The sequence below is a fragment of the Shewanella sp. Pdp11 genome, from assembly GCF_002838165.1.
GTDB lineage: Bacteria > Pseudomonadota > Gammaproteobacteria > Enterobacterales > Shewanellaceae > Shewanella > Shewanella hafniensis.
Genome location: NZ_CP015194.1, coordinates 1229091 through 1247365, shown reverse-complemented (window position 1 = coordinate 1247365; position 18275 = coordinate 1229091). Strand labels below are relative to the sequence as shown.

Genomic DNA, 18275 nt, shown 5'->3' with positions numbered 1-18275 from the left:
ACTTCAGCCCCACAAGGATGTTGCTTATGCGACTTAGCAAAACGTTATGTAGCCTAGCTTTGCTTTTTATTGGACTATTTGGACTCGGGGCCTGTAACGGCCCTGCGGACGAAGATAACGGTGGCACAGATGCCACTGACGGTATTTATAAACTGTCTATCGACTTTAAGACCTTATCGGGTTCTGAATGCGGCAGTGTTACTTCACTCCAAAGTTTCCCTAAAGACACAGGTTTTTGCGCAGTCGCGAAGTTAAAGAAAGGCTCAGCTACAGTGAGCAATCAGAAAGTCGACTTTACGACAGACCTTGGTGTATTAACACCTAATAGCAAACTAACAGACAATAACGGTGAAGCCATTATTATCGTTAGTAATCCTGATTTACTTGTCAATGCAGGGACAATTACTGCAACGACAACCCCAAATGATTCCACAACGGCGCTAACAGCTACCCGCAATTTTGAGTTTTTAGGTGTTAGCGATGGTACTTCTCCTGCAGCACCTAAACTCAGCGCCAGTATTTTAAACAACTCCGCCTTAGTGACTCGCTTCAAAGTCGATGAGTCGGTGCAACTGCAAGCCATATTGCTCGATAGCGAAAGCAACGGCATCGAAGGCGCGAAAGTGACGTTCAGCGCCGGCTCTGCAGCGCTGAATCCTGCAAGTGCGTTGACCGACAATCAAGGTATTGCCCAGGTGCCTTATACGCCAAGTGCAACTGAATTAGGGGCAAACTCCCTCACGGTCACAGTGGACTACCAAGGTCAATCGCTGCAAACCAGCAGTCTGTATGAAGTCTTGAGTAAAGATGCGGTCAATCAAGAAGGTACGCTGAAACTCGGCTCATTCAATGGCGCTGTCTTTACTGAAGGTAAACTGGCGAGTACCTTAACGGCCGATGCCAATGGCGCATATAAGATCAGCGCAGGTGGCAGCTTTGGGGTGACCGCAAGTTTAGTCTTAGAGGCCAATGACGGTACTATTACCCGAGTGCAAACCCCCTCTTCCATCAGCTTTAGCTCAGATTGCACCAACAGCAATAGTGCGACACTCGATACCCCAGTGACGACCTTATCGGGTAATGCGAGCTCAACCTTCCAAGACACAAGTTGCAGTGGCAACAGTGAACGTAGCGACCAAATCATCGCCACGACAGTAGCAGGCAATCAGACGCTAACGGCAAATTTCCCATTTACTCTACAACGCCAAACCCTTGCCAGCTTAAGTTTTGAGTCAGCAGAGCCAGCACAAATTCGCATCAAAGGTGCGGGCGGCACAGGTGCAAGCGAATCCTCTTTAGTCAGCTTCAAAGTCACCAGCGCTAATGGTCAACCCGCAGCGCAACAGAAAGTCAGCTTTACCTTAGACACTGTGGTTGGTGGTTTAAGTTTTGCTAATGGCACTGCGAATGCGCAAAGCCTGACTAACTCCCAAGGTATCGCCAGTGTGCGGGTATTATCCGGCACTGTCCCCACACCCGTGCGCGTGGTCGCTTCAGCGGTGGATACTGATACTAAAGAAGTCATCACTAGCCAATCTGAACAATTAACTGTCAATACTGGTCTACCGCAACAGCTTGGGTTTAGTCTAGCGACTACGAATGCCAATCCTGAAGCGGGTAATGTAGATGGTGAGAAAGTCACAGTGACAGCAAGACTGTCCGATAGTTTTGGCAACCCAGCGCCAAATGACACAACAGTTAACTTTACCAGTGAAGGCGGCCAAATAGAGCCAAGCTGCTTAACCCAAAATGGAGCCTGTAGCGTCACTTGGACCTCGAGCGATCCTAGACCTCAGGACCACCGTATAACTGTGCTAGCTTATGCGTTAGGCCATGAAACTTTTTTCGATACTAATGGTAACAACCAGTTTGATTCAGCCGATGGCGGTGCAATTCTAAAAGCCTGCATAATGAATGGCGCCCCCGTTTCCTGTCGTGGTAACGGTCTAGATGTAGAAACATTCCACAGCTCAGGTTTTAGCGATTTGCCGACAGCCTTTCGCGATGATAATGAAAACTTCGCCTATGATAGCGGTGAACGTTATTTCGATAACCTCGCTAGCGACACCTACAAAGGTGCCGATGGCAAGTTTAACGGTCCTCAATGTCAAGGCGCGCTCTGTGGGACAGGACAAGCCAATAAAACTTACGTCCGCAAAGCTGTCGTGATGATAATGTCTGGCTCGAAAGCGTATTTCACACTGTGGCAAGATGGTGTCAAAGTATATGAAGATCACCAAGGTCAAACTATTCTTAACAATCTTGATTCGTTAACGGCCATACCAGCTGGGCAAACATCCAAATTTATCGTAAAACTCTACGATAGTGCCGATCAAATTATGCCCTCTAGTACAACGCTTAATGTAGATGCAGATAAAGGTGAATTACTGTCATCGCCTTATACTGTGCCTAAAACGAATGATGCGAATGCGAGTATGACGGACTTTTACCTCAAAAATACTGAAACAGCTAGCAGCCAAGTGGTGCTAACAGTGAACACACCTCGTGGTGTCCAAACCCTACTTAAGTTCAATATTCTGCTGCAATAATAGCTAATTAACACATAAGTAAAAGACCCGCAAATGCGGGTCTTTTCAATTGGGCTTTTGATTAGAAGGCTATGCTGCCTCAATCAAACCCTTGTCAGTTGTTAGCAATAGCTGCGACTCTACAATCCTATGCAGCAACTAATTTTGTAACTCTACTGCTCGGCGTAAACGTATGCTACGCAGGGCCAAATATAAAGCTCCCACGGCAGCCCAAATTAATCCCAATTCTAATGACTGTGGCTCTAAGTTTGCCCAAAGCACGCCAATAGTACCCGCGCCACACAGGGGCAGCACTAAGTATTGCAGGTGATCTTTAAAGGATTGATTACGTCGCTCCCTCACATAAAACTGCACTATGACCGCTAAGTTCACGAAGGTGAACGCCACTAAGGCGCCAAAATTCACTAAGGCTAAGGCCATTTCCAAATCAAATGAGACGGCAGACAGCGCCAGCGCTCCCACCAATAAGACATTAAATGCAGGAGTACGCCACTTAGGGTGGATATAAGCAAACCCTTTACGTGGCAGCATGTTATCTCGCCCCATCACATACAAAATCCGTGCAACGCCAGCGTGGGCAGCCATGCCGGATGCCAACACCGCCACTGTAGTCGCCACTAATACGATGGACTGAAATAGGTTTCCTCCAACGTAGAGTGCAATTTCGGGCAATACCGCATCAAGCTCCTTGAAGCGGGAAATATCGGGGAAATAAAGCTGAAGGAAATAAGACACGCCGACAAAAATCACCCCACCAATCAAGGCAGTCAACACGATAGCGCGAGGAATAACACGCTGCGCATCCTTCGTTTCTTCGGTCAGCGAGCTCAAACCGTCGAAGCCGAGGAAGGAAAAACACAAAATAGTGGCGCCAGTAAATAACGGCACTATCGCCATATTATCGGTATAAAAAGGTCGTACGCTCGCAATCGCACCTTCGCCTTCACCAAGGGAAATGTTATAGGCCATTAATGCTATAAACACGAGGATAATGGCGATCTGCGCAAACACTATCACCCCATTAAAGTTAGCCACCAAATCAATCCCTTTAAGATTGAGCAGGGTCATTATGGTCACGAGTGCGAAAATGAAGATCCAAGGTTCGACAGTGGGGAACATGGCCGTTAAATAGATTTTTGCCAACAACATGTTGATCATTGGCATAAACATATAATCAAGCAGTGACGACCAGCCCACCATAAAGCCGACATTCGGACTAAAGGTTTTCTGGGCGTAGGTGTAGGCTGATCCCGCGTAGGGATATTTACGCACTAAGTGGCCATAACTGAACGCGGTAAACAAAATTCCCGCCAGCGCGAATAGATAAGACGTAGCCACATGGCCAGAGGTAATCTCGGAAACAATACCAAAGGTGTCAAAAACAGCCATAGGCGTGAGATAAGCGAGCCCCATCACTACCACTTGCCATAAATTGAGGGTCTGCTTCAAACCCGGTTTGTGTTGACTCATGAGCACGCCCCCATCACACAGGGTTGAACAGCTAACCATGCATCTGCAATTGGTTTTGGCATGTCACTCACCATCAGCACTTTAGGCTTAATGGCTAACTCAACAACTTGATTTACGGCAATGACCGAAAATTCGGCGCACAACAGCCCCATTGATTTGTCCTCATTAAAATAGGTTCAGCCGAACCTCATATCATTTCCGGATGTTTACCGGCCTCAATTGTTTTAAAACGCATACTCTCTAAATAAAAATAACCGAGATACTGAGTACCTCGGCCATTTTTTTCGGCGCGCATTCTCCCCCAAAACCCGCTAGAAGACAACCCAACAAGGGCACTTTGCTGGCTATCTGCGCGATGAGAGTTAAATTAACAGAATAGAAAAGGATAAAGATGATTAAAGCAGTTTGAACACTGAAACACGCAACAGGAATACAAGATTAAGTCTGATGACATACCAGAGGATAAGCTCAATACAAGATAATTGTTAATTTGTATTAAATTTGTTATTGGAAATGAAGCAGATATAGATATAATCGTTCGGCAAAACTAAACAGGGGCCGTTTAATTTGCGAAGCGACTGCTTCATTTGTTTTATCGCATCAAAAGGAAGATGAAATGCGTAAAATTACTTTAATCTCTCTGGCCATTGGCAGTTGTTTTCTCGCCGCCTGCGCCGCAAAACCACCTATTATCGCTCAAGAAAAAACTGTTGAAATCGATGGTATTAACTTAGTTTTTGGTGGCAGTTTTGATACAGAACGCAAAAACATTTCACTCTCAGTGAATGGCGACTCTGTTATGAAAGGCACTTTCCCTCCTTACACTCCTACTCAACATTTGAGCGGCAAATACAAGGATTTCAAGATATCTAGCCAGTGCTATTTTGGCTCAGTGCTCAGCAGCCAAGGTGGCGCATTTGGCGCGATTGCCGGCGTCATTCAAGCGACTAAATCGAGCTCGGGCGATAAGTGCGATATGCTCGTCGATGGTAAAATTGTAGAAAGTCTTTACTTCTAAAGATTAATTACAGAAGTACCTAAACAGCCCCTGTAAAGTTCAAGCCCAGTAAACACTCGCGAGATACTCTGTCCCGCGAGTCCATCAAAGCTGATTAGCTTCAGCCAACAATCTCACTCTGTGCTTAATACCTAAGATAGCTAAGCCGAAAAAAACCGCAAATAAGCCCCAGAGTTGTAGCCACTTGGGCATCACACTCGCCCAACTTGCGCCCATTTGATTGAGTTCTAACATCCCCATAATCGCGGGTACGGCGGGGATAAACTGCGAACCTAATACTAACGGTTCGGGGATGAGCGCTATCGGCCAGACAAAACCCGACACGAATAGGATTGGCATTGAAATCAACAACAATACTTGGGTCGGTAAATCGCGGCGGGTAAACAAGGTGCTCATGGCGACCCCAGCAGCGGCGGTCGCCAATAAAAAAGGCAACAACCATAATGCCACTGTGCCAAGGCTCGCTTGAATACTGACGTGATACCAGTGGTAGCAATAGCCGACGTAGAAGCTAGTAAAAAAGAGATAAATCAACATGAAGGCGAGTATTCGCCCACATAAGAGTTGTACGGGCGAGACCTGCTGCCAATAGCCCTTCTGGCGCCATTGCCCCGCCCCTAAAATACCTGTACCGATCAGCAGTGTTTGATGCAAGATCAGCAAAAACAGTCCGGGCACAACATAGGGCGTATAACCTAGGCTTGGGTTAAAGGCCGGCACGCTATTTAAGTGCATCGAGTTCAGGTTCTGCTCGGCCTGTTTAGGATTTGTGCCTTGGGCCAACATGCCTATCAATTGCACTTGCTTACCCGCATCCATACCCGCGCTCACTAAGCCTTCGGCCACCGCGGAGTAAATCAGGAAATAACTGGCGTCACCGCCATAACTTAACGTCACCCCCTTACCCAGCATTAAGTCGCGGCGGAATCCTTCAGGGATCACCAGCAAGCCGTGGGCTTTGCGCGTCTCAATAAAACGCTTCGCTTCGGTAATCGAACCCACTTGGCCTATTACTTGGATTTTTGCACTGGCGTCAGCATGGCGGATCAACTGGCGACTTAAAGAAGAATGATCTAAGTCCACCACAATCAGTTGTTGCTCAGTAGGCACTTGGTTTAAATAGGGTAAAGGATACAATATCGAATAAAACAGCACGCCGCCAAACAAGGTCACTGCGATCGCTTTATCGCTAATAATCGCCTTAAGTTCAGTTAACATCAGTCGCCAGATATTCATCCTATTGCCCCTTCGCAGGCAGAGCTACGCCCGAGTCAACTACTGCCACCACATTATTCGCGCTAACCGTGCTCGGCAGTAATTGACGCGATAGCAAATAGATAAAAGGCAGCAAACAGATAAAGCCCCAATAACTGCTGAGTTGGCCCGCCACGCTCGGCCAAGCAGCACCATAACTGACGACGCTCACATGGGACTCAATATAGTGGCTCGACGGCATAATAAGTCGCCACCACTGCGCCAATTGCGGCATATCATGGGTGGGGAAAGTGATGCCCATAAAGGCAAACGCGGGCGCAAATAAGGCCGTGCAGAAACTGATGACCCGCGCACTGTCACGCATCACGACAAAGATGAATAACACCAGACTCCAGACCGCCAGTAACATCACCAATTGTGCCACCAGCAATAGGGCTAAACTGCCCGCCATAGGCAACGCGAGATACAAATACAGCCAAGCTAAAATAAAGCTGCCCTGCAGCATCAATATCGGCGTAAACAACACCAATTTCGCCAGCACCTTAGGCCAAAAATGTTCGGTTAAGGTATTCGATACGCCATTGTTCTGGTTCGTGGGCGCGAGATGCAGCTCTCGATTTAAGCTGTTGGCCATCACTAACATAGATAACAACTGCCACAGCGCAATCAGCACTGGTGGCACTAAGAAGCCTATGTAGTTGTTATTTCGGTTAAACAGCGCCGTTGTTTGGCTTTTGACTGGGCTTAAATTGACTGCCACTTGGGATTTAGGCGTGCCGTTGGCGAGCTGTTTTAAACCCGCGACGTGCAATAAACCGTCACCCAGACTCAGCTGAATTTGGCTTGAGAGTAACTTGCCCACCAGCAAAAATTGGCTGTTGTAGCGCACATCTATGGTGGGCTTGTGGCCAGTGAGCAAATCTTTTTTCATATCATAGGGAAAAACCACGATAGCGTAGACTTTCGCCTGCTGCATCGCCGACACAGCCGCGGCTAAATCGGTGAAGTTTTGTGGCTCAGTCACAGGATTTGCCTTTAGCTGACGGGTCAGCATGCGGCTTAACTGACTGTGGTCTTGATCGACAATCGCCACCGGTAATTGCCTTGGTAACCCCGCACTGAATAACCACCAGAGGCATAACATCCCGATAAGCGGAATATAACTGATCAACGCCAGCTGCCAAGGGTCGCGCCACAGCGCATTGAGCTCACGGCGAACTAACGCGATGAGCAAGGCCATAAAGCTTCTGCTCGATGGCTGTGATTCATCCTTAGTTTTGTCGACCGTATTGGCGTTGGGCGTGCGTTCAGTCACGGCTTTTACTCACTGCGCAGCAACACAGACATACCGACACGCAGATCGGCAATCGGCTGGCTTGGACGCAATTCCACTTCGAAGGTGCGCATATCAAAATCATGGCCACTTTCGGTCGAACGCCAAGTAGCAAAATCGCCCATCACGCTGATATGGGACACAGTAAATTCCACATCTTGCCCGAGTGCTGGAATATTCAGCTGAACTTTTTGGCCTTGCTTGAAGCGCTTAAGTTGGTCTTCGCGCACTTGGAAGACAGCCCAAGCATCCTGCATATCAATCAGGCTCACAATCGGAAAACCGCTCGGCGCTAATTCACCCGCCTGCAATAACACGTCGCTGATTTCACCCGATTTAGGCGCGCGCATTTGGCTATCTTGCATAATGGCGTTAACTTCTTTTACCGCGCCTTCGGCCATACGGGCGTTACCGGCGGCAGCGGCTTTGGTTTCGACCCGCGCGCCTTCCTGCGCCATTTGATACATGGCTAACGCCGCTTGCTCTGTGTATTTCGCCGCTTGCCATTGGGTAAAGGCTTCATCGCGTTTTTGTCTCGCGGCCACACCTTCATTGAAGAGGTTTTCAACGCGGGTATAAGTGGTTTTCGCCAGCGTTGCCGCTGCCTGTGCCTTGAGCCATTGCTCTTTGGCCGCCATCACTTCTTGGCTGCGGGCGCCATTGTTGGCTTCAAGCTGCATCGCTTTAGCGGCATCACGGCCACCTTCGGCCTGCATCAACTTAGCATCCAGCTCAGGGCTGTGGATGGCGAACAGCAAATCCCCTTCAGCCACACTGTCACCACGGCGCACCAGCACTTGCTCAACACGGCCAGGCACCTTAGAGGAGACATTGTATTCGCGGGCTTCAATCTGGCCCTGCAACAGGCTCGGCTGCGGACTGTACGCCAGCTTGAGGCCATAGGCCAAGATAAGGCCTAATGCGACCAACGCCACAAGGGCAAGTATTCTGTTAGCGCGCATTGTTTGTCTCCTGCACTTGGGTAGGGGCTGTGGTTTGAGCTGAGGTTCGGGCTGAGTTTCGGGCTATGGTACGACCGATAAATTCATCTAATTGACCACTGATGGCCATTAATCTGGCATAGGCTTGCACATAACGATAACGGGCGGCCAGTTGCTGAGTCTTGACTGCGCTGAGTTTCAGCTCGGCATCGACTCTGTCGATAGAAGTTGAAAGCCCTTGATTAAAAGCGATTTCCCGCAGGCGCAGGTTTTCGCTGGCGAGTTCGAGTGAGGTATCCAGCGCCTTCACTTCTTCTTCGGCCTGTAATAATTGGCGATAACTTTGATCCAGTAACAGACTCAAGTCTTGCCGCGTTTGTGCCTTGGTATAACGGGCCTGCAAGAGTGCACTCTTGGCAGCTTCGACCTTACCACTGCGGCCATCGCGGCTGAGAATAGGCACTTTAACGCCGACGCCGACCATCCAATCAGGCTCTACCTGAGAAAACAGGCTGTCATCTTCGTAAAGAGTGTAATTACCAAAGAGGAAAACCGTGGGGTGATACTTACCCTGTTCTAATGAAACCAAGCCATTGGCCTGCGCTTCCTTGGCCTCGAGCAATTTGAGCGCTGGATGTTGGCTCAGCGTCACTTGAGTGAGCTGACCTAAAGACGGCGCATGCGGCAAGACAAATAGAGGTGACTCAGTACCAACATCGCTTTGCTGCAACATGCGCGACAGGGCGATAACTGCCATTTCGTGTTGACGGCGAGCGCTGCCTAAATTGACTTTGGCATTATCTAAGGCGACCTGCGCATTGAGGCGCTCAACCTTAGCGATTTGCCCTTCACGCTCTAACGCTAGCGCATGGTCAACATGCTTAGTTAAAGAGCCAACGAGATCGGTTTGGGTATTCACCAGCGCCAGCGTGACATCAACGGCATAGTATCTGTCGACCAATTGGGTAAATAAATCCCGGGTGGCCAGCTGTAATTCTTGTTGCTTCTCGGCCACCATAGCCGCGTGTATGCCTTGGGCTGCGGTGATCTGCCCGCCCGTGTAAATCGGCCACATGGCTTGTAAGCTCGCGCGGAAGATATCTTGCTCGGTAAAAGGTGTGACAAACATTGACCCCGGAATACTCGCCAGTGCTCCGCCAAGGGCGGGTGGCAAAGTGGCGGGATCAAGGGAGGCTAAGGGATTGAGATCCCGAAGATCGAGTTCAATCGGTTTTTCGAGGTGGGTATAACTGCCATTAAGGCTCAGGGAGGGCAGATTTAAGCTCTCGCCCGCCTCTTCTTCACTTTTAGCGCGATTCACTTCCTGGGATTGCGCTTGCAACTTGTCGCTCACCTTGAGCACTTGTTGCCAAGCGTCGGTGAAGCTCGTGGGCTGAGCATAACCAGCCAAAGGCAATAAACAAGGCAAGGGCAGTAAACACAGCCAAGCCACACGTGATAGTTTCATTAACACCTCTAGAGTAGTTACTCTAATTTCCTTTGCGAATGATAACATTCATAGCAGGCAGCGGCTAGAACTCGCCTCCTTAAGTGTGGCGTAAAGCTTAGGCTCTAGATTCTAGATCTTACGCTGTACCACCCACAGTTAAGCGATCTAACTTCAAGGTCGGCTGGCCAACGCCTACAGGGACACTTTGGCCGTCTTTACCGCAAACGCCAACACCTTGATCTAAGGCCATATCGTTACCGACCATAGAAATCTGGCTCATAGCCTCAGGGCCGTTACCGATTAAGGTAGCGCCCTTAATGGCTTGTGTGACTTCACCATTTTCAATCAAATAGGCTTCAGATGCGGAGAACACAAACTTACCCGAAGTGATATCCACTTGACCACCGCCAAAGTTCGGCGCGTAAATGCCCTTCTTGACTGACTTGATGATCTCGCTTGGATCCGACTCACCCGCCGTCATATAGGTGTTGGTCATACGTGGCATAGGTAAATGCGCGTAAGACTCACGGCGACCGTTACCCGTTGGTGCGACGCCCATTAAGCGAGCATTGAGTTTGTCTTGGATGTAACCCTTTAGAATACCGTCTTCAATCAACACGGTTCTTTGAGTCGGCACACCTTCATCGTCGATGCTGAGTGAACCACGACGATTAGGCAAGGTGCCATCATCGACCACAGTCACTAACTTAGAGGCGACTAACTGACCCACCTTACCGCTGAAAGCACTGCTGCCCTTACGGTTAAAGTCACCCTCTAAACCATGTCCAACCGCTTCGTGGAGCAATACACCCGGCCAGCCATTGCCTAACACCACGGGCATTTCACCCGCCGGCGCATCGATGGCATTGAGATTGACCTGTGCTTGACGCACGGCTTCACGGGCAAAGGCGAAACACATAGGTAAACCCGTGTCGTCGCTTGCCATTAATACGCCGTAGTCATGACGACCACCACCACCGGCGCCGCCACGTTCACGTTTACCGTTTTCTTCTAAGATAACGCTACAGTTAAAGCGCACTAAAGGACGAATATCGGCCGCTAAAGTGCCATCGCTGGCGGCGATAAGGATTTCTTCGTGCACGCCCGCAAGGCTAACAACCACTTGAATAATGCGGCTATCTAAACTGCGAATAAAAGCATCGGCTTCTTTCAGCAGATTGATTTTTTTGACTTCTTCCATCGCCGCAATCGGATCTAAACTGTCGTATAACGCCAAGGATTTTTGACGTTTAAAGGCTTGAACCTGAGTTTGCTCACCGGCACTGGCTATGCCACGGGCGGCCTGAGCGGCAGCGCTTAGGGCTGCTGGCGTAATATCATCGGCATAGGCGAAACCGGTTTTTTCACCGCTGATCGCCCGCACGCCCACACCGCGTTCGATATGGAAACTACCGTCTTTAATGATGCCGTCCTCCAGCACCCAAGACTCGTGGCGACTACCTTGAAAATAGAGATCGGAATAATCGATTTTGTGCTGATGTATGGTGTTTAGATAGGTTTGCAACCCCTCTAACGCTAACCCATTCTTCAATAAACTTTGCTCTACTTGTGCTAAAAATGGCATCTATGCTCTCTCTGACCCCAAGGGATCTTGATATTCTGAGTGTAAATTCGCTGTACTAATTCTGTACGTAAATCGCTGTCTAATTCGGTATTGCCGCTCGCAAGTGCGGGCGGTTATTTCAAGCTTGGCTCAAGGAAACGATTATGCTGCACCACGGGCATTTTACGGCGAATATTGTGCAGTTCGGTTAAATCGACCTCAGCCTGCACCCAACCCGTACCCGTTTTACGTTCGGCCAAAATGTTGCCCCAAGGACCGACTATCATGCTCTGCCCCCAGGTTTCACGACTGCCTTCATTATGCTGTCCCCACTGAGCGGCGGCGAGAATAACGCATTGGGTTTCAATCGCTCTGGCCTGTAGCAATACTTGCCAATGGGCTTCACCGGTAACTTTAGTGAAGGCCGACGGCAAGGTAATGATCTCAGCACCCGCAAGACGCATCGCCCTAAATAAGTCGGGAAAGCGTAAATCATAACAGATGGCTAGGCCAATTTTGCCAAAAGGTGTATCGATAACGCTAATGTGATCACCGGGGCAGAAGGTTTCGCTCTCACGATATTGTTTTGTACCATCGGCAACATCCACATCAAAGAGATGCAGCTTATCGTAGTGCCCTAAAGTATCACCTTTATCATCAAACAGATAACTGCGGCTATAGACGCGGCCATCCTCAGCCAGCGCCGGAATAGTGCCTGCCACCATAAAGACCTGATATTTGGCTGCCAGTGCACTTAAGGCCGACTTGAGCGGGCTCTGATGAGCATCACCCGCATAGGCGAGTTGCTGACTTTCGTGGCCACCAAACAGTAAACTGCATTCGGGCAACACGACTAAATGGGACACATCGGCATCCCGTTTGAGTTCGTTAAGCTGCGATTCGATAAACAGCAGATTGGCGCTGACGTCGCGACTGCTCTGACATTGCAACAGGCTGATGTGCATTGTTATCTCCCTGAATTTGCTTAATCGGTTCTACTGCTGGCTGATTCTCTGGTGTGGCAGGCGTGTTCGGCGCTTCAGGCGAAGGTGTCGCTTGAGGTTGCACTAACTTTAAATCGGGCGCTTTCATTTGATCTGTGGCTGGCTTTGGCTCTTCTGACTTTGATTCTTCAGATCTGGCCTCTTCAGGCTTAATGTCTTGTAGCTCAAGTGATTCTGATTGTGCTTCTTGAAGCTGTGGCTCAGATTTCGTCTCTACCGGCTGAGTGATATCGGTATTATGACTCGCGGCTTCGGTCGGCGCCGCTGGGCGATCAACGCCAACAACAGGTAAAATAGCCTCAGGAATTTCAATCTCTTTACTCTTACGTTCCAGTTCTTCAACCACAGGTTCAGCCATAGTGCCGGTCACCCGAAAACGAATTTCTGAAATTACTTCAATCACAGGCTCAAGCACTTTTGTCAGTGCAAATGCGCCCAGACCGAGTGTCCACGCACTGGTACTGAGCAATACCACAGTCGGCACACTCGAGGCCAATTGCGGCACAAAACGGATATCGTAATTCAAACTTTCAGTAGTGAGATCCGTATAGCCACGGACCTTCATATTGCCCGCAATCGCATCCATTTCGGTATCAGTGGTTTTCACTACACCGTTATCAATTTGCAGATTGCCATTGAAGGAGTTGAAATACATGCCCTGACCGAAGACATCGGTGAAATCCAGCGACAGTTTACGCACCAAAGAATCTAAGCTGAACAGGGAGAAAATGCGCGCGCCCTTATCACTCACCTGAGATAAATGCCCTTTGCCTAAGTCGAACTTCACCTTGCCATTTAAGGTTTCGAGGGAGAAAGCATAAGGCGCACCTTGCCAAGACAAATCTGCGTTAACCTTTAATGGCGCTTCATTCACGCCGGGATCTATGCCCAATTGGGCCGAGAGGTAATTAAACTGAGTGGCATTCAATTCGACACTCAAATCAGTTTTATTCTGCCCTGCCTGTTGCTGCCAAATACCACTGCCCTGCAAGGTCACATTGGGCGTAGTCAGCGACAGGGTTTGGATTTTATAGCCTGCCGCTTGTGGGCCCGCCTGCAAGACTAGCTTGCCAAAAGGCTTATCGAAGAAACGAAAATCTTCCACATTCACGGCCACGGGCGGCAGGTTAGTGAGCACTTGATCGCTGGCAAAATCGGCATCGGTATCCGACTTAACCTCGGGTGAAAAATAGAATTTGCTCGCCACAACTTTGAGACCTTGGGTTCGCCAGTTGGGATAGAAATCGACCCAGCCGTCAAATTCGTTGGCAACGGTATTAAAACGCCAGCCCGTTTCATTGGGTTTCGCATTGAGCCTAAGCTCGGTCAGCTGTTGTCCTAAAAGGTCGAGGCGGCCAATATGGGAATCGATACTCGCCACAGCTGGGAATAAACTGTCATGGGCGATATCGTCGACGAGGATGCCGGTTTTAGGTAATTTCTCTTGGCCAACAAAGGCATTAATCACAGGTAACCAGTCGGCTAGTTTCGCCTTACCAAGGTCAATTTGAATATGACCTTTCTCAGTATTTCGGGCTTCATCCTCATCGAATAAACGCCCCAATAACAAATCAAAATAACTGAAATTAGCACCTTTTTCAGCATCAAATCCACCGATAAACTCGGCATGACTCGCCAGTTTGACATCTAAGGTCGCATCATTTTGATCGCCAATAAACTCAGCGACTAAAGGCCGCGGCTCATCTTCGGGTTTGGCAAAATATCCCGGGAATGACAGTTGAGTGCCAACCATATCCGAAGTTACTTTGGCTTGAATTAGATAACCTTTTTCAGTAAACAGCATAGTCATAGCGCCGTCCCAACTGATTTTACCCTGATAGAAATCACTCAAAGGATTATGCAATGCTTCGGGGAGACGATTCAGATCCCAACGACTTTTGAGTGAAAGATTAAGGCTAAAATCTTTGCCTTTAGGCTGAGTATCAAAGGTTAAGTTGAGCGGCTGTTCGAACAAACGCGCTTTAATCCCTTTAGCTGTCACCACCTCATTTGCAAAGTCGACGATACCCGTTACGCCATTAAGCTGCAGTCCGGGCTGGGCAATATATACAGGCGTGTTATCAAAACTAATTTGACCACGAATATCTTCTGCGCCTCCGTCATACAGCGGAATACTGATATCCAAATTGCCAGTCACAGCGCCTTGTACTTGCACGACATCTAAGGTTTTACCCACTGACCCCGCCAAAGGTGAAGCTTGTAATACTTTAGTTGCCGCACTGCCTTGGGTGGCAAGTTCAGCTTCAATCCTCAGCAGCGTGTGCTCGCCAATCGCGGGAATAAATACATGGGCACCCGTGGCATCCACGTTCATCAGCTTGCCTTGGTTGAGCCAAAGATCCATACGAGCATTTTCAAACAAAGCATTAAGGGATAAGTCAGTAACTGCAGGCCAATCGGGTTGAAACTGGAATTTGGCATCCGTTAAAGTAAATGCCGCTTGAAACACGCCGCTATTGTCATCGAAGGGGAAACCGCTTAACGGACCACGCCAAACGACCTGTGCATCTTGAGTCTGACCCGCTTTAAGCCCTGTATCCAAATATTCAGCCAGCGATTCGCCCATCGCCTTATTGGGGAAATACTTGTCAGCATTGGCGACATTATTAATATGAACATTGGCAGCCAGCGCCATATGCGCCGCAGCACTGAAATCCAATTTAAGCGCAGCATCTAAGCCTATATCATCGTTCTCAAGCTGCAACTGAGGCACGTTTAAACTCAACTCTGCAGTATTGAACTGACCATCAATTGCCGCACCGTTAAAAACGAGTGGCGCCACAAATTCATCTCCAAAATCCACGCTATAAACTTGTGCAGGCAAAGAGAAATACAGCGTCTTGTCTTGCCAATGTAAGTTCAGATCTAAAGGATGGGTATTGGGGATACCGTCGACCTTCTGCCAATGTAACTGTTTCACCTCAGAAGTGGCGAGCAAAGGCTGATCGGCCTTTTGATACAGTCGAATGGGCCCAATGCTGGCTTCAGGCGCTAAAGCATGCCATTGATGTAATACGGCTTTATCGACTCCGGGGAATAGCGGTAACAAGGGTAATAGGTTTTGAGTGTTAACTTGATTCACATAGGCAAAGAATTCGTCATGTTGGCGCTTAGCCGCCAGCGTTAACTGCGGCCAATGCTCACCGTTAGTGACAAAATCGAGCCCTGAGCTCTGTACTTCCCAGCCTGAATCCTTTGGCTGCCAAACGATATCACCCGCTTGGATTTCAAATCGTTGTGGCGCTTCCTTTAAGGTCCATTGCAACCAGCTCGGCTCAAAATGCACCATGGCAGAGCTGATGCTGCGATCGGCAAACGTAAGCCAAGCCTTAAGATTAACGACCCCTTCTAAGGGTAATTTTTTGCTCGCATCATAGGGATTAGGCTGACGCGACGCCCACTCACCTAAGTCTAATGAGTTCGCCGCCAGATAAATCTGCCCCGTTAAGCTGTCGGGATTAGCGCCATCGCCATTGAGATCTAACTGTAATCCCAGAGATTCATGCTCAGAGGCATTATCATCGAGATACAGTTCCCCTGCACCGCGGTGACGCTCACCGTTATTGCGCCAATTTAGCTGGCGAATATGGATCGGGCGAAACTCTTGGCGCAAACTCAGCAACTGCACTGTGGCATGGGTTAACGAAAATCTGTCGAGTTGTTTAAGCAATAGGGCATAGAGCCAATCAACCTGCGGCGCTTTAGTCGCCTCGTCGGGATTATTTTCGGTGAGCTTGTCCATGTTTAACGCGATATGGACACCATCAAAATTGACATCTTCGATACGCGGCGTGAAAGTCAGCAACGATTGCCAAAAATCTAACTTTACTTGCACATTCTTGATAATCAGAGTGACAGGTAGCTGCTCCTGCGGCGGGATCACTAAATTATCTATGTTAATTGCCGGACCAAACGCTTGCCAGTGGGCGGATAATTCCCCCACTTGCACATCAACTTTATATTCGTTTTTTACGTAATCAACCAGTTGCTGGCGCACCCCATCAACCTGTGGCAATAAGCCACGGATCAAACTCACTGCAAGCGCAAATAGCACTAAGACTAGCGCGATAAATTGCCAACAAAAACGACTTAGTTTTTTTGCAGTAAAAGGTGCTGCCACTACATCATCACCACATCGTATTTGTTCTGTGAGTACATAGGCTCATTTTGCAAACGGATACGCTTACCGATATAAACCTCAAGCTCAGCAATCAGATGATTTTCATCGGTATGTAAGCTTTGATACACGGCAGGCGAACAGTACAACAGGAATTCATCGGCATCATAGGCGCGGTTTAAGCGGATGATTTCGCGAAATACCTCATAAGAAACCGTCTCCACCGTCTTCATGCTGCCCGTGCCATGGCAAGCGGGACATTCGCCGCAAACCACGTGCTCTAGACTTTCGCGGGTTCGTTTGCGGGTCATTTCAACTAAACCTAAGCCAGAAAAACCACTTACATTAGTTTTCACTCTGTCCTTAGACAAGGCACTGGTTAGGCTGCTGAGCACCCGAGCCTTATGATCCGCCGTCATCATGTCGATAAAATCGATAATTATGATGCCGCCGAGATTACGCAGGCGTAATTGTCTGGCTATCGCTTGGGTTGCTTCGAGATTGGTATTAAAGATAGTTTCTTCAAGATTTCTGTGCCCAACAAAGGCGCCGGTATTGATATCCACAGTCGTCATGGCTTCGGTCTGATCGATAATCAAATAACCGCCAGACTTGAGTTCAACCTTACGGCCAAGCGCACGTTGGATTTCGTTCTCCACATCGTAAAGATCAAAAATTGGCGCAGGCCCTGAATAATGCTCAATCTTCTCGGCAATCTCAGGCATAAACTCTTGGGCAAAGGACTGTAACTCGGCAAAGGTACGGCGAGAATCGACCTGAATACGGTCAAGCTCAGTGCCAACAAAGTCACGTACAATCCGCACAGGTAAGGCTAAATCTTGATATAAGAGCGACACACCGCTGCGCTTACGTCGCTCGCTCACCTTTGACCAAACTCGGCGTAAAAACGCCGCATCTTGGGATAATTCGTCTTCACCCACGCCTTCGGCGGCGGTGCGGATAATAAAACCACCGTCATCATCGACATAGGGCAAAGTGATTTGCTTGAGGCGACTGCGTTCTTCTTCAAGCTCGATACGCTGGGAAACACCAACATGGCTAGAGCCAGGCATAAAAACTAAATAGCGGGAAGGCAGCGTGATGTCGGTTGTCAGACGTGCGCCCTTAGTGCCCAGCGGATCTTTAACCACTTGCACCATAATATCTTGTCCTTGGCGGACTAATTCGGCGATATCGCGGACAACAAAATGACCTTTCTCAACATCGGCGACACATTCAGTGTGCGGCACTATGTCGGAAGCATGTAGAAACGCGGCTTTATCTAAGCCAATATCGACAAAGGCGGCTTGCATACCGGGCAACACACGGCTGATTTTACCTTTATAAATATTGCCAACTAAACCCCGTTTCATCCGGCGTTCAATGTGTACTTCTTGCAGCACGCCATGCTCAACTAAGGCAACCCGTGCCTCAGAGGGGGTTACGTTGATCAGTAATTCTGAACCCATCTTGCGCTGTATTTTATTTGGATTTAAGCGACTGGTATTCACGACTCACCCCATTCGGGAAACTAGATTAATTAATCGAAGCTACAAACTAGAATTTACAAACTAGAATTTATAAACTAGAAGT

At 48.7% G+C, this 18275-nt stretch carries 12 protein-coding genes; 2 read left to right on the top strand and 10 right to left on the bottom strand.

Annotation, left to right across the window (positions count from 1 at the left end; genetic code table 11):
- The first annotated feature begins 26 nt into the window (after positions 1-26).
- Complete coding sequence (locus AYJ58_RS05510; protein ID WP_106649311.1) at positions 27-2549, top strand: Ig-like domain-containing protein; 2523 nt, start codon at positions 27-29, stop codon at positions 2547-2549.
- Positions 2550-2687: 138 nt separating this feature from the next.
- On the opposite strand, the gene AYJ58_RS05505 is transcribed toward AYJ58_RS05510, so the two are convergent.
- Together AYJ58_RS05505 and AYJ58_RS21905 are read right to left on the bottom strand one after the other, a co-directional pair.
- Positions 2688-4019 (bottom strand): APC family permease, encoded by a 1332-nt coding sequence (locus tag AYJ58_RS05505; protein WP_106649310.1) that lies wholly within the window; start codon positions 4017-4019, stop codon positions 2688-2690.
- Entirely contained in the window at positions 4016-4171 is a 156-nt protein-coding gene (locus AYJ58_RS21905) for a hypothetical protein (protein WP_012586678.1), read from the bottom strand. The genes AYJ58_RS05505 and AYJ58_RS21905 overlap by 4 nt, the downstream gene beginning before the upstream one ends.
- Positions 4172-4635: 464 nt before the next feature.
- Between AYJ58_RS21905 and AYJ58_RS05500 the strand changes: the two genes are divergently transcribed.
- Positions 4636-5037, top strand: coding sequence for a hypothetical protein (locus AYJ58_RS05500; protein ID WP_006083244.1), 402 nt, complete (start codon positions 4636-4638; stop codon positions 5035-5037).
- Between the two features lie 84 nt (positions 5038-5121).
- On the opposite strand, the gene AYJ58_RS05495 is transcribed toward AYJ58_RS05500, so the two are convergent.
- The 8 genes from AYJ58_RS05495 to rng all read right to left on the bottom strand — a co-directional run bounded on the left by AYJ58_RS05495 (position 5122) and on the right by rng (position 18151).
- Positions 5122-6273, bottom strand: coding sequence for an ABC transporter permease (locus tag AYJ58_RS05495; protein WP_106649309.1), 1152 nt, complete (start codon positions 6271-6273; stop codon positions 5122-5124).
- Position 6274: 1 nt separating this feature from the next.
- Positions 6275-7492 (bottom strand): ABC transporter permease, encoded by a 1218-nt coding sequence (locus AYJ58_RS05490; RefSeq protein WP_198555672.1) that lies wholly within the window; start codon positions 7490-7492, stop codon positions 6275-6277.
- Between the two features lie 80 nt (positions 7493-7572).
- The gene (locus AYJ58_RS05485; RefSeq protein ID WP_106649307.1) at positions 7573-8547 is read right to left on the bottom strand and encodes an HlyD family secretion protein; all 975 of its coding nucleotides are present in this window, start codon (positions 8545-8547) and stop codon (positions 7573-7575) included.
- Positions 8537-9994, bottom strand: coding sequence for a TolC family protein (locus AYJ58_RS05480; RefSeq protein WP_106649306.1), 1458 nt, complete (start codon positions 9992-9994; stop codon positions 8537-8539). Before AYJ58_RS05480 ends, AYJ58_RS05485 begins: the two co-directional genes overlap by 11 nt.
- 118 nt (positions 9995-10112) lie before the next feature.
- Positions 10113-11561 (bottom strand): metalloprotease TldD, encoded by a 1449-nt coding sequence (tldD, locus tag AYJ58_RS05475; protein ID WP_106649305.1) that lies wholly within the window; start codon positions 11559-11561, stop codon positions 10113-10115.
- A gap of 113 nt (positions 11562-11674) precedes the next feature.
- A complete protein-coding gene (locus tag AYJ58_RS05470) occupies positions 11675-12505 on the bottom strand; it encodes a carbon-nitrogen hydrolase family protein (RefSeq protein ID WP_106649304.1) in 831 nt (276 codons plus the stop codon).
- Complete coding sequence (locus tag AYJ58_RS05465; RefSeq protein WP_106649303.1) at positions 12429-16685, bottom strand: YhdP family protein; 4257 nt, start codon at positions 16683-16685, stop codon at positions 12429-12431. Before AYJ58_RS05465 ends, AYJ58_RS05470 begins: the two co-directional genes overlap by 77 nt.
- Positions 16685-18151: a ribonuclease G gene (gene rng, locus AYJ58_RS05460; protein ID WP_198555671.1), complete on the bottom strand. Its 1467-nt coding sequence runs from the start codon at positions 18149-18151 to the stop codon at positions 16685-16687. The genes AYJ58_RS05465 and rng overlap by 1 nt, the downstream gene beginning before the upstream one ends.
- Positions 18152-18275: the final 124 nt, after the last annotated feature.

Bases quoted from the DNA above. Each gene is read 5' to 3' on its own strand.
- AYJ58_RS05505 (WP_106649310.1), bottom strand. From the start codon at position 4,019: ATGAGTCAACACAAACCGGGTTTGAAGCAGACCCTCAATTTATGGCAA.
- tldD (WP_106649305.1), bottom strand. From the start codon at position 11,561: ATGCCATTTTTAGCACAAGTAGAGCAAAGTTTATTGAAGAATGGGTTA.
- AYJ58_RS05500 (WP_006083244.1), top strand. From the start codon at position 4,636: ATGCGTAAAATTACTTTAATCTCTCTGGCCATTGGCAGTTGTTTTCTC.
- AYJ58_RS05480 (WP_106649306.1), bottom strand. From the start codon at position 9,994: ATGAAACTATCACGTGTGGCTTGGCTGTGTTTACTGCCCTTGCCTTGT.
- AYJ58_RS05470 (WP_106649304.1), bottom strand. From the start codon at position 12,505: ATGCACATCAGCCTGTTGCAATGTCAGAGCAGTCGCGACGTCAGCGCC.
- AYJ58_RS05495 (WP_106649309.1), bottom strand. From the start codon at position 6,273: ATGAATATCTGGCGACTGATGTTAACTGAACTTAAGGCGATTATTAGC.
- AYJ58_RS05490 (WP_198555672.1), bottom strand. From the start codon at position 7,492: ATGGCCTTGCTCATCGCGTTAGTTCGCCGTGAGCTCAATGCGCTGTGG.
- AYJ58_RS05510 (WP_106649311.1), top strand. From the start codon at position 27: ATGCGACTTAGCAAAACGTTATGTAGCCTAGCTTTGCTTTTTATTGGA.
- rng (WP_198555671.1), bottom strand. From the start codon at position 18,151: ATGGGTTCAGAATTACTGATCAACGTAACCCCCTCTGAGGCACGGGTT.
- AYJ58_RS21905 (WP_012586678.1), bottom strand. From the start codon at position 4,171: ATGGGGCTGTTGTGCGCCGAATTTTCGGTCATTGCCGTAAATCAAGTT.
- AYJ58_RS05485 (WP_106649307.1), bottom strand. From the start codon at position 8,547: ATGCGCGCTAACAGAATACTTGCCCTTGTGGCGTTGGTCGCATTAGGC.